The sequence below is a fragment of the Cohnella endophytica genome, assembly GCF_003628305.1.
GTDB classification, from domain to species: Bacteria; Bacillota; Bacilli; order Paenibacillales; family Paenibacillaceae; genus Cohnella; species Cohnella endophytica.
Map to the genome: position 1 here is coordinate 251956 of NZ_RBZM01000006.1, position 22394 is coordinate 274349.

General features: G+C 53.2%; 19 protein-coding genes and 1 riboswitch. Of the genes, 10 read left to right on the top strand and 9 right to left on the bottom strand.

Annotation, left to right across the window (positions count from 1 at the left end; all coding sequences use genetic code 11):
* Positions 1-14 precede the first annotated feature (14 nt).
* The 3 genes from D7Z26_RS14945 (at position 15) to D7Z26_RS14955 (ending at position 2933) form a co-directional block, all read left to right on the top strand.
* A complete protein-coding gene (locus tag D7Z26_RS14945; RefSeq protein WP_120977777.1) occupies positions 15-734 on the top strand; it encodes a ThuA domain-containing protein in 720 nt (239 codons plus the stop codon).
* Positions 735-756: 22 nt separating this feature from the next.
* Entirely contained in the window at positions 757-1857 is a 1101-nt protein-coding gene (locus D7Z26_RS14950) for a Gfo/Idh/MocA family protein (RefSeq protein ID WP_120977778.1), read from the top strand.
* A 167-nt stretch (positions 1858-2024) separates the two neighbouring features.
* The gene (locus D7Z26_RS14955) at positions 2025-2933 is read left to right on the top strand and encodes a DMT family transporter (RefSeq protein ID WP_120977779.1); all 909 of its coding nucleotides are present in this window, start codon (positions 2025-2027) and stop codon (positions 2931-2933) included.
* Positions 2934-4059: 1126 nt separating this feature from the next.
* On the opposite strand, the gene D7Z26_RS14960 is transcribed toward D7Z26_RS14955, so the two are convergent.
* Positions 4060-4923, bottom strand: a complete 864-nt coding sequence (locus D7Z26_RS14960; RefSeq protein ID WP_233566927.1) for an AraC family transcriptional regulator — start codon at positions 4921-4923, stop codon at positions 4060-4062.
* A 150-nt stretch (positions 4924-5073) separates the two neighbouring features.
* Here D7Z26_RS14960 and melA point away from each other — a divergent pair, with 150 nt between their 5' ends.
* Both melA and queF read left to right on the top strand, forming a co-directional pair.
* On the top strand, positions 5074-6381 hold the full coding sequence (gene melA / locus D7Z26_RS14965; RefSeq protein WP_120977781.1) for an alpha-glucosidase/alpha-galactosidase: 1308 nt from the start codon (positions 5074-5076) through the stop codon (positions 6379-6381).
* A 59-nt stretch (positions 6382-6440) separates the two neighbouring features.
* A riboswitch (PreQ1 riboswitch) is annotated at positions 6441-6484 on the top strand.
* Between the two features lie 146 nt (positions 6485-6630).
* Complete coding sequence (queF, locus tag D7Z26_RS14970) at positions 6631-7122, top strand: preQ(1) synthase (RefSeq protein WP_120977782.1); 492 nt, start codon at positions 6631-6633, stop codon at positions 7120-7122.
* Between the two features lie 27 nt (positions 7123-7149).
* Here queF and D7Z26_RS14975 read toward each other — a convergent pair whose 3' ends face one another.
* The 5 genes from D7Z26_RS14975 to D7Z26_RS14995 all read right to left on the bottom strand — a co-directional run bounded on the left by D7Z26_RS14975 (position 7150) and on the right by D7Z26_RS14995 (position 12966).
* Positions 7150-9117 carry a sensor histidine kinase gene (locus D7Z26_RS14975; RefSeq protein WP_120977783.1) on the bottom strand — a complete coding sequence of 656 codons (1968 nt, stop codon included), beginning with the start codon at positions 9115-9117 and terminating at the stop codon, positions 7150-7152.
* Positions 9114-9785 carry a response regulator transcription factor gene (locus D7Z26_RS14980; protein WP_120977784.1) on the bottom strand — a complete coding sequence of 224 codons (672 nt, stop codon included), beginning with the start codon at positions 9783-9785 and terminating at the stop codon, positions 9114-9116. Before D7Z26_RS14980 ends, D7Z26_RS14975 begins: the two co-directional genes overlap by 4 nt.
* Positions 9786-9971: 186 nt before the next feature.
* Positions 9972-11201, bottom strand: a complete 1230-nt coding sequence (locus D7Z26_RS14985; RefSeq protein WP_120977981.1) for a VPS10 domain-containing protein — start codon at positions 11199-11201, stop codon at positions 9972-9974.
* 191 nt (positions 11202-11392) lie between these two features.
* Entirely contained in the window at positions 11393-12376 is a 984-nt protein-coding gene (locus D7Z26_RS14990) for a YpdA family putative bacillithiol disulfide reductase (protein ID WP_120977982.1), read from the bottom strand.
* 35 nt (positions 12377-12411) lie between these two features.
* Positions 12412-12966, bottom strand: coding sequence for a PadR family transcriptional regulator (locus tag D7Z26_RS14995; protein ID WP_120977785.1), 555 nt, complete (start codon positions 12964-12966; stop codon positions 12412-12414).
* A gap of 123 nt (positions 12967-13089) precedes the next feature.
* Between D7Z26_RS14995 and D7Z26_RS15000 the strand changes: the two genes are divergently transcribed.
* The 3 genes from D7Z26_RS15000 to D7Z26_RS15010 all read left to right on the top strand — a co-directional run bounded on the left by D7Z26_RS15000 (position 13090) and on the right by D7Z26_RS15010 (position 16963).
* Positions 13090-14556 (top strand): DHA2 family efflux MFS transporter permease subunit, encoded by a 1467-nt coding sequence (locus D7Z26_RS15000; RefSeq protein WP_120977786.1) that lies wholly within the window; start codon positions 13090-13092, stop codon positions 14554-14556.
* Positions 14557-14707: 151 nt separating this feature from the next.
* Positions 14708-15388: a queuosine precursor transporter gene (locus D7Z26_RS15005; protein WP_120977787.1), complete on the top strand. Its 681-nt coding sequence runs from the start codon at positions 14708-14710 to the stop codon at positions 15386-15388.
* Positions 15389-15715: 327 nt separating this feature from the next.
* The gene (locus D7Z26_RS15010) at positions 15716-16963 is read left to right on the top strand and encodes an MFS transporter (protein ID WP_407643523.1); all 1248 of its coding nucleotides are present in this window, start codon (positions 15716-15718) and stop codon (positions 16961-16963) included.
* A 351-nt stretch (positions 16964-17314) separates the two neighbouring features.
* Here the strand turns inward: D7Z26_RS15010 and D7Z26_RS15015 are convergent, their stop codons facing one another.
* Positions 17315-18646 carry an ABC transporter permease gene (locus tag D7Z26_RS15015; protein ID WP_120977788.1) on the bottom strand — a complete coding sequence of 444 codons (1332 nt, stop codon included), beginning with the start codon at positions 18644-18646 and terminating at the stop codon, positions 17315-17317.
* The gene (locus tag D7Z26_RS15020) at positions 18633-19349 is read right to left on the bottom strand and encodes an ABC transporter ATP-binding protein (protein WP_120977789.1); all 717 of its coding nucleotides are present in this window, start codon (positions 19347-19349) and stop codon (positions 18633-18635) included. The genes D7Z26_RS15015 and D7Z26_RS15020 overlap by 14 nt, the downstream gene beginning before the upstream one ends.
* A 193-nt stretch (positions 19350-19542) precedes the next feature.
* On the opposite strand from D7Z26_RS15020, the gene D7Z26_RS15025 reads away from it, so the two are divergent.
* A complete protein-coding gene (locus tag D7Z26_RS15025) occupies positions 19543-20343 on the top strand; it encodes a hypothetical protein (protein WP_120977790.1) in 801 nt (266 codons plus the stop codon).
* Between the two features lie 82 nt (positions 20344-20425).
* Here the strand turns inward: D7Z26_RS15025 and D7Z26_RS15030 are convergent, their stop codons facing one another.
* Positions 20426-21298 (bottom strand): VOC family protein, encoded by an 873-nt coding sequence (locus D7Z26_RS15030; protein WP_120977791.1) that lies wholly within the window; start codon positions 21296-21298, stop codon positions 20426-20428.
* A gap of 171 nt (positions 21299-21469) precedes the next feature.
* On the opposite strand from D7Z26_RS15030, the gene D7Z26_RS15035 reads away from it, so the two are divergent.
* The gene (locus D7Z26_RS15035; RefSeq protein WP_120977792.1) at positions 21470-22393 is read left to right on the top strand and encodes a S66 peptidase family protein; all 924 of its coding nucleotides are present in this window, start codon (positions 21470-21472) and stop codon (positions 22391-22393) included.
* Position 22394 lies beyond the last annotated feature (1 nt).

Here is a 22394-nt window from a genome sequence, read left to right on the forward strand (position 1 = left end):
TGGGGAATATCGCGATGAAGAAGGCATTGATCGTATGGGGCGGATGGGACGGCCATCAGCCGAAGGAAGTGGCGGAAATTTTCCGCGGTCAGCTTGTCGAAGAAGGTTTCGAAGTCGAGGTGTCGGACACGTTGGAAGCTTTCGCTGACGGCGAGAAGCTGAAAGGCCTTGATCTGATCGTTCCAGTATGGACGATGGGACGCATCGAGCAAGATTGGGTCAATAACGTATCGGCAGCGGTGCAGAGCGGCGTCGGCTTGGCCGGCTGCCATGGCGGCATGTGCGATTCCTTCCGCGACAACACGGATTGGCAATTCATGACCGGCGGGCAATGGATCGCCCATCCGGGCAACGACGGCACGGAGTATACGGTGGAGATCAAAGCCGGCTCCAGCCCTCTAGTAGCGGGCATCGAGGATTTCGTCGTCTCGACGGAACAATATTACCTGCACGTCGATCCGGCAAACGAAGTGCTAGCCACGACCCGGTTCCCGCTTGCTCCGGGACCGCATTCTGCGAATAAGGCAGTGGATATGCCGGTCGTTTGGACGAAACGTTGGGGTCATGGACGAGTGTATTATAATTCGCTCGGCCATCAAGCGAACATCATGGAAATTCCCGTCGTGAAGGAATTAATGCGCCGGGGCTTTAACTGGTGCGCGGAAGGCAAGGGGCTGGCTCCGGCCGGCGAATCACAGGAAGCTTATACGGGCATGGCGGACAATCAACTCTAATAGCCGGGGGCAGAGGATACGAATGGATAAAATCAAAGTCGGCATTATCGGTACGGGGAATATTAGCGGCATTTATTTTCAGAACGGCAAAAGATTCGAGTCCATGGAAGTCGTCGCTTGCGCCGACTTGGACGTGGAACGCGCCAAAGCCAAAGCGGCCGAACACGGAATCCGCGGTTGCTCGGTAGAGGAGCTTCTGGCGGATCCCGAAGTCCAGATGATCATTAACCTAACCATTCCCGCGGCGCATGCCTCGGTTTGCCTCCAAGCGCTTGAAGCCGGAAAACACGTTTACGTGGAGAAGCCTCTTGCCGTTACTCGCGAGGAAGGCTTGCGGGTGCTCGAGCTTGCGAAGAGCAAGGGCTTACTCGTCGGAAGCGCTCCGGACACGTTCCTGGGCGGAGGAATCCAGACATCGGTCAAGCTCGTCGAGGACGGCTGGATCGGGACGCCGATCGGCGCTACCGCGTTCATGTTGTGCGGCGGACACGAGTCCTGGCATCCGGCTCCCGAGTTCTATTATCAGCAAGGCGGCGGTCCGATGTTCGATATGGGCCCTTATTATTTGACGGCATTGATCGCGTTGCTCGGACCGATTACCCGCGTGACGGGATCGACCCGCGTTTCCTTCCCGGAGCGCACGATCACGAGTCAGCCGAAATTCGGGCAGAAGGTGAAGGTCGAGACGCCTACGCATATCGCGGGCATTATGGATTTCGCGTCCGGTCCGATCGGAACGCTGCTTACGAGCTTCGACGTGAGAGGCAATACGATGCTTCCGCGGATTGAAGTATACGGAAGCGAAGGCACCTTGCTCGTTCCCGATCCGAACGGCTTCGGCGGCCCTGTCAGCGTATGGAGGGCGGGAGCTAAAGAATGGTCGAACATCCCTCTGACGCACGGCAAAGCCGAGAACGCCCGCGGCGTCGGCGCTGCCGACATGGCGCGCGCGATCCAGACAGGCCGTAAACACCGCGCGAGCGGAGAGCTGGCATACCACGTACTTGAGGCGATGCATGGCTTCCATGACGCTTCCGAACAAGGCGCCCATTACGTCATGAAAAGCTCCTGCGAGAAGCCCGCTCCGTTGCCGCTGGGCTTGGCGGACTTTAGTCTCGACTGATGCTAGTCGAATGAATCGTTTAAGAGCGTCGCTTTCCCTCCTTCGGGAGGGTTTTATTTTTTGCTTGGCGGGACTCCGAATCTTCGTAAATTGTTGTTGCGTCTTGGACGAATATCCTGCACACTGTGGATGGATTGCCTAGAGAGATAGGAGCAGAGACAGAAATAATGGACAAAAAGTGGATTTACTACGCGGGGTTAATTCTCGTTTCCGCCATTTGGGGAGCCAACTTCGGCGTATCGCGTTCGGCGATGGAAACGTTCGATCCGATCTTATTTTCGTTTCTTCGATTCGGACTAGCGGTACCGTTTTTCTTCCTGATCCTGAAGCTACGGGAGGGAAGTATCGGAATACCGTTCAGATTGGCGCTGCAGCTCGCGTTGGTCGGTTTGGTCGGGATAACGGGGCTGGAGATCGCGGTTATGTATTCGATCAAATATACGTCCCTTGCCAACGCATCCTTGCTGAACGTGGCGCCTTGGCCTATCTTCGCGGCGTTATTCGCACCGTTGTTCGTGAAAGAAAAGTTTACCCGGAGGCTTGGCGTCGGGGGCGCGGCGGCGATCGTTGGCGTCACGTTCATTATATTGGGGGGCGCAGAAGGGTTGGATCTGTCTTCCACGCACATGGTCGGCAATTTGCTGGCGTTCGGGGTAAGCGTGGTCGGAGCTCTATATAATCTGGCGTGCATGCCGATGATGAAACGCTATTCTTCCTTGCGCATCAGTACGTGGATGATCTTGTTCGGCAGCTTGTTCATGTTCCCGCTGACGTTGGGAAGCTGGAGCAAAGTCGACTGGGGCGAGCTCGGCGCAAGCCACTACACGGCAATCGCCTATAACGTGCTCATCGCCACTTTGTTCTCCTTCGTCGTATGGAATGCGAGCATGTTCAAAGTCGGCGCCTCGCGGGCGAACTTCTTCCGTTATGTCGTTCCGGCGGCGGCCGTCGTCGCGGGCTTCTTTTTCTTCGACGAAGGCATCTCCTCCTGGCAGATCGTTGGCGCCGTCTGCATGGCCGGCGGGTTGGTCTGGATCAGCAAGGAGCGGAGGGCTCAAGCCGTGGTGGAAGCTTAGTAGCTAGTAGTCTAAGGCGCGTAAGATTATAAGAAACGGCCGTTCCCGCGGGGGAAGCGGCTGTTTCTTTGTCGTTATTCGGTTATCCGTGATATCGGCTCGAAGTCTCGATACCAAAACCGAACTAGAAGCTCCCGAAGTCACTCAAACCTCGCTGTAGTCCGGCGAAAACGAACTAAATGCTCTGAAAGTAACTCCAATCTTGCTGTAGTCCGGTAAAACCGAACTAGAAGCTCCAGAAGTCTCTCGAACCTCACTGTAGTCCGGCGAAACCGAACTAGAAGCTCCCAAAATCACTCGAAGCTCGCTGTAGTCCGGTAAAAACGAACTAAATGCTCTGAAAGTAACTCCAATCTTGCTGTAGTCCGGTAAAACCGAATTAGAAGCTCCCGAAGTCAATCAAACCTCGCTGTAGTCCGGTAAAACCGAATTAGAAGCTCCCGAAGTCAATCAAACCTCGCTGTAGTCCGGTAAAACCGAATTAGAAGCTCCCGAAGTCAATCAAACCTCGCTGTAGTCCGGCTAAACCGAACTAAAAGCTCCTGAAGTCAATCAAACCTCGCTGTAGTCCGGCGAAACCGAACTAGAAGCTCCCGAAGTCAATCAAACCTCGCAGTAGTACGGCGAAACCGAACTAAAAGCTCCTGAAGTCACTCAAACCTCGCTGTAGTCCGGCGAAACCGAACTAGAAGCTCCCCGAGTAACACAAACCCCTATGTAGTCCGGCGAAACCGAACTAGAAGCTTAAACCTAGCTACTTACTATATTCCGGAGTATCGCAATCCTCGTTGTCGGCCCATGAGCAATAATTTGACTAAGTCAAACTAAACGATTCGAATGGAGGTGAGACGAGAACATTAGTTTGACCAAGTCAAACTAACCGGTTCAATTGGAAGCGAGACGAGGACATTAGTTTGACCAAGTCAAACTAACCGGTTCGAATGGAAGCGAGACGAAGACATTAGTTTGACCAAGTCAAACTAACCGGTTCGAATGAAGGCGAGACGAGGACATGAGTTTGACCAAGTCAAACTAACCGGTTCTATGGAGGGGGAGCCGAGGACATTAGTTTGACTAAGTCAAACTAACCGATTCGATGGAGGCCCGAGCAACCGAACCCCAACGATTATCGCGGATTCCGAGCCGTATGCCGGTATTCGGAGGGAGCCTGACCCCGCCATTTGCGGAATTTGCGGGAGAAGTAGAGCGCGTCCCCGAAGCCGACGGAGGAGGAGATCTGCTCGATCGTCATCGAGGTGGTCAACAGCAGTTGCTCGGCGCGCGTCATCCGTATTTTCATCAAATATTGCATCGGCGATATGCCCGTGGACTGTTTGAAAAGCTTGCAAAGATGCGTCCGGTGATAGCCGAGCATGCTGGACATTTGGGCGATGGAGATCGTTTGGGCGTACTGAAGCGACAAATATTGAATCGCTTGTTTGATGGCGTAATCGCCCGCGGAATCCGTCGGCGGGTCGATGGCCGCAGGCTGGCGCTTCGCGAGCCCGAGCTGCTGGAGCAGCAGGCGTAACCAGCCGTTCGCCTCCAGATTGGACAGCTCCGGATGCGTGCCGGACGGGAAGCATTCCCGAAGCTGGTTATAGTAGCTTCTGATCCGGGGAATCGCAGTCCCTCGGATGACCGCTTCATCGGGCGAAGCTCCGATCGTCTCCATCAATTCGCCCGACCCACGGCCCGCGAAGGCAACCCAAACATAGCTCCAAGGCTGAAGCTCGTCCGCCTGATAGAAGAACAGCTCTCCAGGGAAAATCAGGAAGGAATCTCCCGCCCGGCAAGAATAGCTTCTGTCCCGGATCGAGAACTTCCCGCTGCCGGACAGCACCGTATGGATGAGGTAATAATCGTGAATGGCCGGCCCCATTTTGTGCAGGGCAATAGGCTGGGCTTCCCCGCTGAACAATACGGACATTTCGCTTTCTAGGGGAGAAGGGTTAATGACCAGTATGTAATAGTCGTGTTCGGAACTCACTGTGCCGCACCTGCCTTGACATTAGTCTTATTAGTTTAACAATTAAACGACAAATGTCCATATAGATGCGCGAACTTTCCATAGGCATCCGAATCCGCTTGCATTAAATTAAGGGTAGCGGTACACCCACATTCATCGGAGGTCATGAACTTGCCCAAAATTACTTTTCTAGGCGCCGGAAGTACGGTATTCGCCAAAAACGTCCTCGGAGACGTCATGATGACGCCCGCGTTGCAAGGCTTCGAAATCGCTCTCTTCGACATCGATCCGGTTCGTCTGAAAGATTCCGAGAATATGCTCAATAACATCAAAAAGACATCCGGAAGCACCTGCGTCGTAAAGTCCTTTTCCGATCGCAAGGAAGCGCTTCGCGGAGCCAAATACGTCGTCAACGCCATTCAAGTCGGCGGTTACGATCCTTGTACGATTACCGACTTCGAAATTCCTAAGAAATACAATCTCAGACAAACGATCGCCGACACGGTCGGCATCGGCGGCATTTTCCGCAACTTGCGCACGATTCCGGTCATGCTCGACTTCGCCGCGGACATTCGCGAGGTATGCCCGGACGCTTTGTTCTTGAACTACACGAACCCGATGGCCGTCCTGACCAACGTTATGAATACTTACGGAGGCGTAAATACGGTAGGTTTGTGCCATAGCGTTCAAGCTTGCGTTCCCGAGATGTTCAAGCATCTGGGCATAAGCACGGAAGGCGTTAAAGCCAAGATCGCCGGCATCAATCATATGGCGTGGCTGCTGGAAGTGACGAAAGACGGGGAAGACTTGTATCCGGAGATCAAGCGGCGCGCGGCGGAGAAGCAGAAGGAAAAGCACGGCGATATGGTCCGGTACGAAATGATGCTGAAATTCGGCCATTACATTACGGAGTCTTCCGAGCATAACGCCGAATATCATCCGTATTTTATCAAGCGCAATTATCCGGAGCTCATCGAGCGGTTCAATATCCCGTTGGACGAATATCCGCGCAGGTGTATCGAACAAATCTCCAATTGGAAAAAAATGCGCGAAGAGCTCGTCAACGACGCGAACCTGGAACACCATCGCTCGCACGAGTACGCATCGTATATTTTCGAAGCAATCGAGACGGACGTGCCGTTCAAGATCGGAGGCAACGTCATGAACACGGGCGGACTTATCGCCAACCTGCCGCGCGAAGCCTGCGTCGAAGTTCCGTGCCTCGTGGATCGCTCCGGCGTAACTCCGACCTACGTAGGCAATCTTCCGCCTCAGTTGGCCGCGCTTAACCGCACGAACATTAACACGCAGTTGCTGACGATCGAAGCAGCGATTACGGGCAAAAGAGAACACATCTACCATGCGGCGATGCTCGATCCGCATACGGCGGCCGAGCTGTCGATGGACGATATTATTGCGATGTGCGACGACCTGATCGAAGCACATGGGGATTGGCTGCCTAAGTTCTCTGTGGTATAGTACGAAGGCATCAACTTAAGAAGAAAATCCGAACGCAGGGCCGAAGATCGGTCCGAGCGACGGGAGAGGTTCGCGAACTCCCTCTATAAAAAACTAAGAAAAACGCACACGTCCCTTACCGCCTGGCTGCAGCGCGTTCACGCTGCGGCCAAGGCTAATAAGCGGGTGCCGTTTTTTTCATGTTCTTTAGCAGACACGGGGCGTTCATGGGAATCTCTTTCTTCTACATTCGGAAGGGAGAGTTTTTTTATGCGCACGCAAGACGAAATGAAAGACATTACGTTGCTTGGTAATCAGGGAACGAAATATGTGTTCGAGTACGATCCGGGGGTACTGGAGGCGTTCGATAACAAACATCCGGGCCGCGACTACTTCGTGAAGTTCAATTGTCCCGAATTCACGAGCCTGTGTCCGATGACCGGACAGCCCGACTTCGCCACGATTTACATCTCTTACATTCCGGACGTCAAAATGGTCGAGAGCAAAGCGCTTAAGCTGTACTTGTTCAGCTTCCGCAACCATGGGGACTTCCATGAGGACTGCATGAACATCATCATGAACGATTTAATTCAATTAATGGAGCCTCGTTATATCGAGGTGTGGGGTAAGTTTACTCCTCGTGGCGGCATCTCCATCGATCCTTATTGCAACTGGGGCAAACCCGGTACGAAGTACGAGACGATGGCGGAACACCGTCTGCTGAACCATGATCTATATCCCGAAAAAGTCGACAATCGCTAACCTGGAAGACGGCTGGAACGAAAGGGACTAGCGGAGCGGCAACGCGATGACCAACTCGCATCCGATCGGTTGGTCGTCTTCACCCTGGGCGGATCCGATGGTTATCTCTCCCCCAAGCAAGTGAATGCGTTCCATCATCGTCGTCAGGCCGAAGCCGGGTTTGGCGTTGCCGAACGGCATGCCGTCGTTCCAGAGCGTAATTTCCAGCCGTTCTCCGACCGGGCGAAGCGTATAACGGAACCAACTGCAGCCGGCATGACGAATGCCGTTCGTCAATCCTTCCTGGAGCGCGCGGTAGATAACCTGCTCCGTGAGTCTATCCAGCTCCAGATCCTCGGGGATGACGATATCCGCCTCGATCGCGACTTCCATCGTCTCGATCGTATCGCGGATCAGCTCCCTGAGCGCGGCTTCCATTATAAGCTTAGGCGAATCGGTCTTGAGCAGGCGCACGGTTTTTCGAATATCGTCCAAGCCCTTTCTTACCAGCCCGCTTACCGTATCGAGCTTATCGATCGGTAAGCTTTTTTCTTTGGCGGCGAGCTTTTTCCCCGCTTCCAATTGGACGATCGCGGCGGTAAGCGTATGTCCGACGACATCATGCATCTCATGGGCAATCCGATTGCGTTCTTCAAGTACGGACACTTCCGCCAATGTTTCCGCTTTTTCTCTCATCGTTATGGACAGCGAGCGGTTAGCTTCTTCGAGCTCTTCCGTGCGGGTAACGACGAGAAGCTCGAGATTGCGATGGAATTGCTCCAGCTCGTTGTTCTTCGCCTGCAATTCTTTGGCATTGCGTTCGGATTCTTGATAGACTCGTCCGATTCGGTGAAAGAGAATCATGGCCATGCAAAGCATGAAAAGAAACAAGCCGTTGGCAAGGAAATTGTTAATGACGTTGTTCAAATAGGGTAGGGAAGAAAATAAACGATCTGACGCAGAATCGAAATTGGATAGAATATGTCCCAGACCGCAAACGACGAGAATATTATAGCCGCGAAGCAGCCATTTGCGCTCATTCTGCGGTTGCGAGCTAGGATAGCGAATAATCGCGTACGTAACGACGCCGATCGCGGAGACGGCAAGCCAAGGAAAGCCGAGCGTAAGCATGTTCCAATAGAGGGCCGGGCTTTGAAATCCGGCGATCAAGCAGGCAAACGAATAGATCAGCAACATGTTCTTGACGATTCGCACGGGAAATCTACGGGAAGCGCCAAGCGCCTCGCTCAATAGACCGGTAAACGAATATACGCCGATCGTCAGCAACATGTCCTTCCAATAGTACAGCGACCGGACGTTTAAGAACCATTGCAGGGATAAACATAATAGCAACAAGCCGAGTCCGGCGCATAACGCAAGCGAGGCGAACCACAGATAGAGGCGCTCTTTTCGTCTAACGAAGAGAATAAGACCGACGGCGAATGCGATCAGATAGATGACCGAGTATAAGTATCGAGCCGAATCCAGTCGGAGCAGTTGACTTAGGATTTGATGGGGATTGCCCGCGAGTACCCAAGAGTTGCCGAAGAATTTCATCCGATCCCAAGAGATTTTCATCGACAGTGTTTTCCCTGCGTCGTCGGGGCTGATGCGCAGCGGGTAACGGGTCATATAATAGTGGTTGTACACCGGACGATCGTCCATATGGAAGCTAATGACCTGGCGTCCGTCTAAGAATACTTGGTAACGGTTCATCGAGCTAATGTACAAATAAGGATCTCTCCAAGGAATTGGGGGAAGCGTTCGCCTGACCCATAAGACGCCTTCGTAGTTCTCCATATTTCTCCATTCCGAAAGGCCGAACGGTTGCCAGCCGTCTGCCGTCGGAGAATCGTGACCGTATTGGACTTCCCAATTTTTCGATAACGACACGGTCGGCGCAGAATCTCTCTCGTAAACGGAATGGCCTCTGAAAAAATACGAAGGGATGAAGAGGAGAACCGTAGTCGCGCAAATAACAAGCCATAGCAGGAGGGAAGCCGTGCCGCGTTTCATGGATTTAAGATCTCCTTTAGACGGATGATCGCCGCGCTGCGGTCGTTCGTGCCGATCTTGCCGTAGATCATGCTGATATAATTGCGGATCGTGCCCTCGCTCATATAGAGCGCGGAGGCGATCTGCTTGTTCGGTTTGTCTTGCACCATGAGCTGGATGATCTCCCGTTCCTTGTCGTTGAAGTATAAGCCCTGCAGCTTTAACGACTGTTCGCGGAATAGGCTCGGCTCGGGGGGATATTGGGAGAGTTGCTCCGTTAAACGTTGTGTCAGCTTGGCGGAAATCGGCGAAGGAAGAATAAGGTGCCCGCCAACGGCTTCCCGGATCGTCTGCACGAGCTGCTCTGCCGCGATGTCCTTCATTAAAAAGCCGTCGGCTCCGACCGCCATCGCTTCGATGATCCAGTTATCCTCCATGAACGTCGTCAGCATGAGCACGATCACTTCGGGATGCTGCTTCTTGATCGCTTTCATGCTCTCGATACCGTTTAAGAGAGGCATTTTAATATCCATGAGAATAACATCCGGCTTTAGGCTAGCGGTCAGTTCGATCGCTTCCAGCCCGTTTGACGCCATTCCTGCCGTCTGCATATCCTCTTCCAAGTTCACGATCGTCTGCAGTCCCTCGCGGAGCAAGGTTTGATCGTCGACAATCATTACGCGTATCATGGGCATCATCTCTCCGTTAAGATGCTTCCAGATTAACACAGACGCGCGCGAAAATGCGGGAAGTTCCCCATCTCATGACCAAAATGACAAAAATGGTGACGGGAGTCACGGGTGGGGGGAAGAAGGCGGAGAACGTAGCAAAACCCCCGACTTTGAATAAGTCGGGGGAGGAACAATCGATTGGAATCAGCTTGGGCTCGGCTTCGCGAACGTATGGGCCTTTTTCCACGTTTTCCCGCCGTCGGCGGAAGTATACATGACGGAAGGCTCTACGCTATCCGTGGTTACCCACCAGACATGTTGCGCGTTCTCCGCGGCGATAAATTGCGGACCGTAGCCGGAGAAGCTCGACTTGAGATTCGTCCATGTTTTCCCGCCGTCTGTCGTTTTGCCCATCGTGTTCGGGAGGTCGCAAGGGCCGCAAAAGCCTCCCATGAACGCTGTCTTCGTATCCACGACGTACAGAGGTCCGGGCGCAGCTCCGTTATTGCGAGGAACCTTCGTTTCGGCGTCGTTCTTGTAACCAGGCGCGGGACCCGATCCGGCTTGATTATTGGCGATTACGGGTTGCCATTTTCCGCCTCCGTCGGTCGTATGGAACAGAGAGTAAGAAGTCTGGCTCATTCCGGAATCCCCGACAAGCTCGATCCAGGCATCATTCTTGCCGGCGGAACGGATAATCGCTTCCGTCACGGGTGATACGGTCGGCATTTCATGTACGGATTTCCAGCTTTTTGCCCCATCGACGGTTCTCATGAAATGGATTTTGTCCTTGTCGTAAGTAACGGCCCAGCCGTTGTCGCGATCATGGAAATAGGCGTTATTGACGGTATTGTCCGGTAATTTGTACTCGGTCCAAGTTTTGCCGCCGTCCGTCGAACGGGCATTGCCGCTGAAAGCTTCGTTCGAGGACGCGAAGTGCAGGAATCCGTCGTTAGGCACCGTGCCTGCGTTGTTCCAATTGTTCCCGCCATCCTTCGAATGGAGAAGCTCCAAGCCTGGCGAGCCTGCTCCGACAGTCGCCCATACTTCCCGGTTGTTCAACGCGAATAACTGCTTAACCGTAGATGCCGGATACGTTTGCGGTTGCCAAGTCGCCCCTCCGTCGTCGGTTCTCGCGATCCAGCCTTCTCCGCCGGCCCAGCCGGTCTTGAAGTCGGCTAACCGCAGAGCGGTCACCGTTCCAAGCTCTTTCGTCGGGGATGGAGGCTTCGGCGACTCGGGCGAAGCGCTCTCGGACGATACGGGCGAACTGTCGGGGCTTGAAGTCGCTCCGGACGAAGGGGAAGCGGTCGCGGTTTCGCTCGGGTCGGACGTGCCGTTCGTTGCGAGGCTGCTTCCTTTCGAACACCCGATCAACGTTAATGCGACCAGGGAGGAGACGAGAAAGAGTTTGAATGTGCTCTTGGTTGCCATGATACTCCACTTCCTTTCTTGCTGAGTTAGACGATACGGACCTTAGGAAGTTCATTCCTGCCCGTTATCGCCATCGTTTAACCATTTTACCCAGTTCGCTCCATTCATAATAATAAAATAAACAAGCCATGATTACCGTGCGAACGGTTATCATGGCTTGTTCTTAATCGTGTCGTATAATCCGCGATGCGTTAAACTTGCGCCTTAATTTTCTCTGCGATCAGCTTTCCGTGAAAACGGCCGCTCTCGATGAATATTTCGTTCGCTTCCCGTCCCGCGGCGATGACGCCGGCAATGAACAGTCCCGGGACGTTCGTCTCCATCGTCTCAGGATCGAAAGCGGGTACCGTCGTATCGGCGTTCACTTCGGCACCCGCATCCGTGAGCAGCGTACGCTCCGGGCGGAACCCCGTCATCGCGAGGACGAAATCGTTCTCGATCGTATGCTCAGCACTGCCTTCTTGGTTAGGCTGAACGGTTACGCTCCGTTCGTCGATACGGACGACGCGCGATGAGAAAAGCATCCGAATTTTGCCTTTGGCGACATTCCCTTCGAACATCGGCCTTACCCAAGGTTTAATGCTCGGCGAATAGTCGTCGCCGCGATAGACGATCGTCACTTCGGCGCCTACGCGCAACAGCTCCATGGCCGCATCGACCGCGGAATTGTTGCCGCCGATGATCGTCACTTTCATGCCGGTATACGGATGGGCCTCGCGGAAAAAGTGGGTGACCTTGGACAACTCCTCCCCGGGAATGCCGAGAAGGTTCGGATGGTCGAAATAACCGGTCGCGACGATGACGTTCCGCGCCCCGTATTCCGTTATTCCTCCGAATCGATCGACCGTCCGCACGCGAAACGATCCGTCTTGAAGCTTCTCGATGGAGGAAGCTTCCTCGTAAGCTTTTATCCGAAGCTTTCGGCGAAGGGCGACGTCCCGGTAATAGTGCAAGGCTTCCAGACGGTAAGGCTTTTCGTTCGGGCAGGTGAACGGAATTCCTCCGATTTCCAGAAATTCCGCGGTGCTGAAAAATTGCATATAGGTCGGGTATTGGAAGATGGAGTGGACGACCGCGTGTTTCTCGATCAATAACGGCTCGATTCCGACGGCTTGCAACTCTAACGCCGCCGACAATCCGCACGGGCCAGCTCCGATTATGATCGCCTGTTCCATGATTTCGTTCGTGATATCGTTCATTTCGTATACTCCTAAGTATGATCCTGGGGAATAGCGGACAGCACCCACTCGCACCACTCGATGTTTGTTCGGCAGCTCATAAGCGCTTTGTTCAGTAAAATATACGCACCGAACAAAGGATCGCGATACGCAGGAACCTCGCCTTCGTCTAAGTCGCTGGTTTCCTTGATTTTGCGTATTTTTTCCTCGTACCTTTGAAGATTATTCCTGTAATACTCCAGCCGGGACTGGAATAAGTCGCGTGTAATCGAGGGGTCTACCAATGGGACGCAGTAGGCTTTGAGCATCAGCTCGTCGCGAAGTACCGGTGCGGAAGCAGGCTCGGATAACCACTCCCGAAGGGAATCGATGCCTTTGTCCGTTATGGAATACACTTTCTTATCGGGTTTGTCGCTCTGCGCGACCGTCTCGAAGGTGACCTGCTCGTCTTTCTCCATCTGGGAGAGAAGGGGGTAGATTTGGCTATGCTTGGCCGGCCAGAACGGCTGGATTCTTAGCGTAAGATCGTACCCGGATAAGGGAGAATGGGAGAGCAAGCTCAACAAGCCGTAAGACAAGGTATTCATTTCCAGTCCTCCATACCATAGGTAAACTTTGACATAGTAGCAATTCGGTAGTATTATTATTTCTTTGGTCTCTATTATATGTAAAATGAGACATAAGATCAATGAAGGACATGGGGGAACAGCATGCAGGAGTCCAGTAATCAACAAGTACGTTTTTTGCCGATCATGGTTGCAATTTTTATCGGATCATTTTTATGTATCCTTGCTTCAAGTACGATTAATATCGCGCTTGAAATTCTGAAGAACCATTTCGAAACGACTTTGGATACGGTCACGTGGACGCTTACGGGCTTCATGCTCGCGATGGGCACAACGGCTCCGATCGTAGGTTATCTCGGAGAGAAAATCAGCTACAAACGACTTTATTTGTATTCGTTGATCGGATTTACCTTAAGTTCGGTATTATGCGCGGCGGCTTGGGACGAATACTCCCTGATCGCTTTCCGTGTGCTTCAAGGCGCATTCAGCGGATTGATCATACCGGCGACGATGTCCATCATTTATCAAATCATCCCTCGCGAGAAGCAAGCGATGGCGATCGCGTTATGGGGCCTCGCGTCGATGATGGCGCCGGCATTCGGGCCGACCTTAAGCGGCTGGTTGCTGCAAAACTACGATTGGCAATGGTTGTTCCTGATGAACGTGCCGGTCGGCATCATCGGAATCTGGTGCGTGGCCAAGTATATTCCGTATTATCGACTCAATGTTCCGAAAAGCTTTGACTTGCTCGGGTTTCTGACCGTCATTCTTAGCAGCTCCTCGTTATTGCTCGCGCTGGGCCAGGGGCACAAATGGGGCTGGGACTCCGCGAAAACATTAACCCTGCTCGTAGGCGGAGCGATCATGCTCGTCCTGTTTATCTGGAGAGAGCTTACGGCGCAGACGCCGTTGTTGAACCTGCGGGTATTCCGCAACGGCAGGTACACGTTAAATCTCCTGATCGCGAACATCTTGACGATCAGCCTGTACTCGGGTACTTTCTTGACGCCGGTATTCCTGCAACGGATCCAGAAAGTATCCGCCATGGATACGGGTCTCATCCTATTGCCTGCTTCGCTCGCCATGGCGCTGGTCATGCCGATCGTGGGCAAGCTCTACAGCGTTGTCGGACCTCGCTTGTTGATGGCGGTAGGTATCGTATTGCTGACCGTAGGAACGTTAACGTTGAGTTGGCTTAGCATTGACGTATCCCATACCTATATTTTGCTCTGGATGGTCGTTCGTAACTTGGGTATCGCGCTCGTTATGATGCCTTCGAGCAATGCGGGCATGGAAACCGTGCCTCGCGAGCTGTCCGGACACGCTTCGTCGATCATGAACTGGACGCGCAACGTCTTCGGTTCGTTCGCGATCGCGATCTTCACGACGCTGCTCGCGACGCGTTCCGTTCATCACGGCACGGCCCTCGCGACGGGCGGAGATACGGATCAAGTCCATATCTCGATGATGTCGTTCACGATGAGCGTCAACGACGTATACTTGATCGCGACGTTTATCGCAATTGCGGCATTGCCGTTAGCTTTGTTCGTCCGTAAGGTCAAGCACGAGCCGACGGTTCCGTTAACGAAATCGGAGAAGGTCTCCGCATAATCACCGAATACGCAAGTTTTCAGAGCCGTAGACGTTGGGGATAATTCCCAGCGTCTGCGGCTCTTGTTGTGTGCTATAATGAATCGTTTGCTCCGCAAAGCGGAGCCGCGGTTCGCAAACTCCCGCGTCAACAAAACTAGGAGGAAAGATGATGTTTAATTTCGGTTGGGGCGTATTGTTCGTCCTGGTCAACTTTGCGCTGTTCTTGATCTGTTATCGGTTGTTCGGAAAGATGGGGCTGTACGCTTGGATCGCCGCCGCGGTCGTGCTCGCCAACATCCAAGTCGTCAAGACGATCGGCATGTTCGGCTTCGTCATGACGCTAGGAAACACGATGTACGCGACGATCTATCTCACTACGGATTTGCTGAACGAGAAGTACGGGGAGAAGGAAGCTAAGAAAGCGGTATGGTTCGGGTTTTTCTTCTTGCTCATGTCGACGGCGATCATGCAAATGGTGCTCGTGTTCCATCGGCAGGAATCGGATTTCGGACAAGAGGCGTTGCAGACGATTTTCGGATTGGCGCCGCGCATCGCTTTAGGAAGCCTTACCGCCTATATGGTCAGCCAATTTCTCGACGTGCGGATATTCAGCAAGCTGAAGGTCATGTATCCGACGAGAAGCCAGCTCTGGATTCGCAACAACGGAAGCACGGGAGTCAGCCAATTGGTGGACACGCTTGTCTTCTGTTCGATCGCGTTCGCCGGGGAATATACGTGGGACATCTGGTGGGAAATCGCGATTACGACCTATGTTCTGAAGTTCGTCATCTCGGTCGCATCGACGCCCGTCATTTATATCGCAAGGAATTTCAAGTTCGATAAAGAGTAAGCATAGTAAGCCGGATCGGAGTCTTCTCAGACTTCGGTTCGGCTTTTTCATTTAGGTCGATTTTAACGAAACTTAGACCGAAGCTCCAATCTCTTCGCGTCTACGGCCTCCGCGTAACGATTCTCGAATGACTCCTCCGAGTAGGGGCTTCAATCGACGTACCTCTTCCAAATTCGTCCTTTTTTTACATCGTACATGAAGGAGGTGGGTAACCGCATTAAGATTTTCTCATGTAACCCCTTTCCGAAGCGGCGCGATACTTGACTATAGGAAAACGCAATTCTACACTGGTTACACTTAAGCGTTAAGCATCGGAGGGAAACATACGTGGCTTCGTTCGCCGGATCGAACCGGGTAGCCTCGGACCCGGCTGCCAAGGCAGCCGTGCCGATTTTGCTCGCCATCAGCTTGGTACACATGCTCAACGATTCCATGCAAGCCGTCGTTCCGGCTTTGTATACGATTCTTGAGGATTCATTGAATTTGTCTTTGGCGCAGGTCGGTTGGATCGGATTCATGCTCAATATGACCTCGTCCGTGATGCAACCTGTAGTCGGAGCGTTCTCGGACAAACGCTCGCTTCCGATCATGCTTCCAATCGGTATGGGACTTAGCCTTATTGGAATGCTGGGGATCGCATTCGCCCCGCAATTCTGGTACTTGCTGTTCGCGGTCGTATTCGTCGGGCTCGGTTCGGCGATTTTCCACCCTGAGGGCTCGCGCGTTGTTTATTTCGCGGCGGGAGGCAGACGGGGATTCGCCCAGTCGGTATATCAGGTAGGCGGGAATGCCGGTAGCTCGCTAGCGCCGCTCATGACGATTTTCATCTTCGCTCCGCTTGGTCAGATCGGCGCGGTCTGGGGCACGCTGTTCGCGGCGCTTGCGATCGCGGTTCTGTTGGGGCTGCTGCCTTGGTATAGGAGGAAGCTGAAGGAGTGGGAGACGGCGCGGGCTCAAGCCGCCGCATCTAGTGCTGCGGGTAATGGGGGGGCGACGCTTGTCCAAAGAGCGAGTCACCCCCGGGTGAAATTCGCGATGGGCATGCTCGTATTTCTCGTCTTCGCCCGTTCGTGGTATCATGCCGGCATAAGCAGCTTCTACCAGTTTTACTTGATTAGCGATTACGGGCTAACGAAGCAACAAGCGCAAATTCCCGTATTCTTGTTCCTAGCCGCGGGGGTGTTAGGAACCTACTTCGGAGGCGTCTTGGCGGACCGGTTCGGCTTGAAAAACATGATCGTGTTTTCGATCGCCGGAGCGTCGCCGCTCGCGCTCTTATTGCCGCATCTTCCGCTGGCGTGGGTATATCCGTTGATCGCGGTGCTCGGATTCGTCATCCTGTCCGGATTTTCCGTCGCCGTGGTATACGCTCAGTTCCTCATGCCCGCCAACGTCGGGATGGCTTCGGGAATGACGACCGGTCTGGCCTTCGGCATGGGAGCGATCGGAGGCGTCGCCCTCGGGAACGCGGCGGACGCTTACGGCTTGCACTCGGTCATGTTCGCGTGCAGCTTCTTGCCGCTAGTCGGGCTGTTCGCTTTCTTCTTGCCAACCGATCGGCCGAAAAAACAATAAAACAACGCCCTAGTGGGAGCCGATGCGGCCTCCATATAGGGCGTTTGTTAATTTTTTGGCGATAGACTCCAATTCCGCACGCATTTAGTTTGACTAAAGCTAACTACAGTCTCGCCAACCTGCTACCGAACGCATTTAGTTTGACTAAAGCTAACTACAGTCTCGCCACCCCTGCCACCGCACGCATTTAGTTTGAATAGAGCTAACTACAGTCTCGCCAACCTGCTGCCGTACGCGTTTAGTTTGACTAAAGCAAACTAAACGCGTGACAGAGTGAAGCAATCACTTAGTGAAAGAAATGTTACTTAAATAAATGCGTACCTTGAGAATGACCGAGAACAATCGTACGCGTTACATATCCCTGCGAAGCGCCCGAAGAACGTCTATTCGCGTTGCGCGCTTGGCCGGACGGTATCCGGATAGCAAGGCGACGCCGAGAGAGATCAAGCATGCGATGATCGCCAAGTAGGGCGGGATTAAGGAGAAACGGAAATCGTCCGGCACTTTTTCGTCCATGAAGCCGCGGATGATGATCGGCAGTCCGATGTTGACCGCTACGGAGATGATATAAGCAACGATCGTGCCGATCGCGGCGCCAAGCAGTCCGATCATGCTGCTCTCCAGCAAGAAGATACGGCGGATCGAATTCGGATGGGCGCCTATCGCTTTCATGATGCCGATGTCCTGAGCGCGCTCGGTAACCGCCATAGTCATCGTGTTAAAGATCCCGATAGAGGCGATCAATACGGCGATCGTTCCGATGAAACCGAGCCCGATCTTCATAATCAGGAAAACGAGGTTGATTTGCTTCAGCTCGTCGGCGATCGAATGGCTGATATAGCCCTTCAGGCGAATTTCTTCCGCGATTGCCTTAACGTGATTGGCTTTGTCGGCGATAACTTGAACCCCGCTGTAATGACGCGGATCGTCCAGCCCTATTTTATCGATGCCGGATTCGCTGTCTTTGACCCCTGGAACGCGTTGCGCGCCCCATTGGGTCTGCGTGAAGCTCTCGATTTGCTTCAAAGTTCCGTTGCCGATGTATACCGCCGTATCCGTTTTCCACTCGCGGGTAGGTTTCTCGGTTACGCCGACGATCTTTACGGACAACGTCTTGCTTTGTTCGGTGCCGTCCTCGGCGAATTGGGACACTTTCATCTCGAGGGACTTGCCAATCCAATCCTTGGCAGGCGGGACTTCGTCACCGGGTTGGCTATTCGGCAATTGCCGAACGTTGTATCCGACGACCACTTCGTTCTCGCCGGCCGGGAGTCTGCCCGAGCTAAGCTTGAAACCGGCTTTGTTTTCGGCGTCGAAGTCGACGTTGATCGTCGAACTGCTGTTCACGTCGGTTCCGTCCAAGGTAATCATTATCGATTGTTGAATGTAATTGCGATAGGTGACGGCCTTAACATGATCGACGGTACGTAAATAGTCCAAGTTGGATGTTCCGATCTGCCTGCCTTCATCGTTGTCGGATTGGATGCCGTAGATTTCGATGGACGTGACCATCCGATCGCCGACGGCTTTGTCTACGATGCTCTTCTGCAGACCGAAGCCCACGGAAGCGAGTACGATGAGGAAAGAGCATCCCATTGCCGTCGCCAGCACGGTCATGAACAGTCTGGTTTTGTTTTTCTTCATATTTTGCCGGACGAACCGGAACTGGTCATTGAATTTCATGGGCTAGCGATCCTCCTTTGGCGTATGCGTGCAAGAGATGGCCGTCCTTCAGCTTCAGGATCCGATGCGCGGTGGAAGCGACTTGATCGTCGTGAGTGATCAGCACGAACGTCGTCCCGCGTTCCTCGTTCAGCGTTCGGATGAGCGCAAGAAGCTGCCGCTCGTTATCGCTGTCCAAGCTGCCGGTAGGCTCGTCCGCGAGTACGATGGGAGGATCCAGCATAAGCGACCTCGCCACGGAAACGCGCTGTTGCTGGCCGCCGGACAGTTCTCCGGGATAGTGTCCCGCGTATTCCGCGATTCCGACTTGCTCGAGGAGCTCCATGACGCGTTGTTTGCGCTTGGAAATGCCCACGCCTTGCAGCACGAGCGGAAGCTCAGCGTTCTCGAAGGCGGTCATGCTCGGGATGAGTTGGAAGCTCTGGAACATGAAGCCGAGATGGGACAGGCGGAAATTCGCCCAATCCCCTTCGCTTAACTTAGTTACGTTCTGTCCGTTCACGAGTATTTCGCCCGATGTCGGCCTAATATAACCGGACATGAGGTTAAGCAAGGTGGATTTGCCGGAACCGCTCCTTCCGACAATCGCGACGATCTCGCCTTGTTTAACGTGAAGGTCGATATCATGCAGGACGGGAACGATACGTTCCTTGCCCTTCTTGCCTATGGCGAATTGATGATTGACTCGGTTTAATTGAATCATGGGGTTATCCCTCCGTTCTAGTTCGATTATACAAATACAAACATTAATAAAGTGGTAATAAGTCTTAAAGAATTTCTTAAGAATACATTCAGCCCATTTTCATGCCTCGTTAAGTTAGGGTTAATCTTCTCCTCAGTAAAGTGGACAATAATTGGTGTGCAAGCCCAATTCGTCATCCAAGGAGGAAAGCAATATGAAAAACACGGTAAGAACGCTAGGAATAACGGCCGCTTTGGCGGTTATGATCCCATTATCGGCTTATGCGGCGAACAGTTCGGGAAGCTCCTCGACCACGGTTACGGAGAAAAAGAGCGAAGCGGCATGGTCCTTCAACGGAGGAGCGACCGAGAAACGCGGGGACTTCGAACGCGGCGGCAAATTCGTCGGCCAAGAAGTGCTTGATCTGCTCAAGCTCGATCAAGCGGGTTTGGACGAGAAAATCAAAGCGGGCTCTACGCTGGCTCAGATCGCCGAGCAGCAAGGAGTAACTCGGGAGCAATTGAAAAGCGCGATGACCGCTGCCTACAATAAGCAACTAGAGGAGCGGAAGCAGGAGTACGCAGACAATTTGGACAAGATGATCGACTCCAAACCGACCGATAATCAGAAGTGGGGACGCGGCGGTTCGTTCGGCGCGCCAACCGATTTCACGGCTGCCGGAACCTTGCTCGGGCTCAGCGCCGATGAAGTGAAAACGCAACTGAAGGCCGGCAAGTCTCTGGCCGATCTCGCGAAAGAGAAAGGCGTGGAAGCGCAGAAGCTCATTGACGCGCAAGCGGCGGCGATTACGAGCAGCATTAATCAAGCCGTCAAAGACGGCAAGCTGACTCAAGCTCAAGCGGATAATCAATTGAAGAACGTAGCGGACATAGCCGCGAAAATCGTCAACGGCAAAGGTTTCGGCGAAGGTCGCCATCCGGGCGGGGCAGGCAAGGGGCGCGGAGAAGATAAGCCGACGATAGAAGCGGATACATCGTCTAGCTCGGCTAGCTAACGGTAGAAGAAAAAAAGTAAAGTAAACCCCATTGCGTTTTCGTCGCAATGGGGTTTTTGGAATTGTTGCGACACAACCGCGTTTACGCTCCGACGGAAATCAATCTGACTTCGATGCCGGAAGGATCTTTGACGCAATATTGCCCTTCTTGAAGGCTATACGGGAATCCGGCGTCATCCAGCCGGGCAACGATTCGCTCCAACTCGCTGCCGTTTGGAAGCACGATCGTGAAATAGGCCAAACCGGTCGCGTTGGCGGGAGCCTGAGGCGCGCCGACGCCCGCCCATATGTTCATGCCGATATGATGGTGATAGCCGCCCGCCGAAACGAAATAGGCTCCCATCATGCTCGCGCCGTCCACCACAAGGTCGAAACCGAGGACGTCGCAGTAGAACGCCTTGGATTCCGCTAGAGAGGCGACGTGCAAGTGAATGTGACCGAGAATCGTCTGCGGCGACAGTCCCGTCCATGGCTTGTTGCCCGCGAGCGCCAGCAGTCCCTCGATATCGACGGGATCCGTACCCATTAGGATATTGCCTTGCGCATCATGTTTCCATTCGGACCGAGGCCGGTCACGGTAAATTTCGATGCCGTTATTGTCCGGATCGGAAATGTAGAGCGCCTCGCTAACCGAGTGATCCCCTTGGCCGACGGGGATGCCGGATTCGGCCAGCCTACGCAAAGATAAACCGAGATGTTCTCTCGTCGGTACGAGGATCGCGAAGTGGTACAACCCGGAAGACGTTCTTCTCGGCGTAATCAGCGCGCTCGGAATTTCTTCGAGAATAGCGAATGCATGAATTCCGTCGACGGTTAGCCGAGCGGAGCTTTGGTCTTGGCTTAATACTTGGAAACCGACGACTTCCCGATAAAATTCGATCGATCGTGCCAAGTTGCTTACTTTTATTTTAAATGAACCGAGTACGGTATCCGCGTGTATGGATGGAATAGTCATCCGATCATACCTCCAATGAAATTTAGTTACTTATTGTAAGTTACTATAACAAACGCAATCAGATATGTAAATATTAGCTCGATGAATCAATGAGATTTCTCTATAAAGACTGCTAATGCCCCGCCCTCCCACATAAGGATAAAATAGCGGGCATAATCGGGAGGGATCCGGGTGGCGATCAAACCATTAGCGTTGGCGCAAGGGGATACGGTCGGAATCGTAACGTTAGGCAGCCCTCTTGCGCGCGAAACGATCGATACGCGGATCGCCTATTTGCAGTCGATGGGATTAAAGGTCGTCATCGGGAAATACGTATACGCGGAGAACGGTTTTCTTGCCGGAACGGACGCGGAGCGGGCGGAGGATCTGATGAACATGTTCCGCGACGATAGGGTAAGGCTCATTCTGCCATCCCGAGGAGGAGTCGGCGTGGAAGGTATTTTGCCCTATCTCGACTACGATTATATTCGGCGACAACCGAAAATCGTAAGCGGATATAGCGACATAACGGTACTGTTAAACGCACTGGCGCAGTTTTCCGGAATCGTGACCCTCCATAGCTTGCTTTTGATCGACTTCAAACCATCGACTCCCGCCTATAACTTCGAGCAGTTTTTTACCGCGACTTCGTCGATCGTGTTGCCTCGAAAGCTGGACAATCCTCCGGGAAAGCCATTAACCGGCAAAGTGGCGGGCATTGCGAGCGGACCGATCGTCGGCGGAAACTTAACTTCGCTGGTCGGTTCTCTAGGCACTGCATTCGAAATCGATACTCGCGGCAAAATTCTTTTTTTAGAGGAGGTCCATGAACCGGTTAACACCGTGTACCGTTATGTGGAGCAGTTAAAGCTGGCGGGTAAGCTCGAAGATTGCAACGGCATTCTTATGGGCGAATGCACGGAATGCCAGGATGCCTACGGCGTCTCGTACGAGAAAATGATCGACGAATACATCGTGCCGCTAGGCAAACCTCTCATTATCGGCCTTTCCTCCGGACATGGCGTATATAAAATGGCTATCCCGATTGGAGCTTACGCGAACATGAACGCGTACGAAGGAACGGTAACGTTGCTGGAAGCGGCGGTAAGTTATTGAG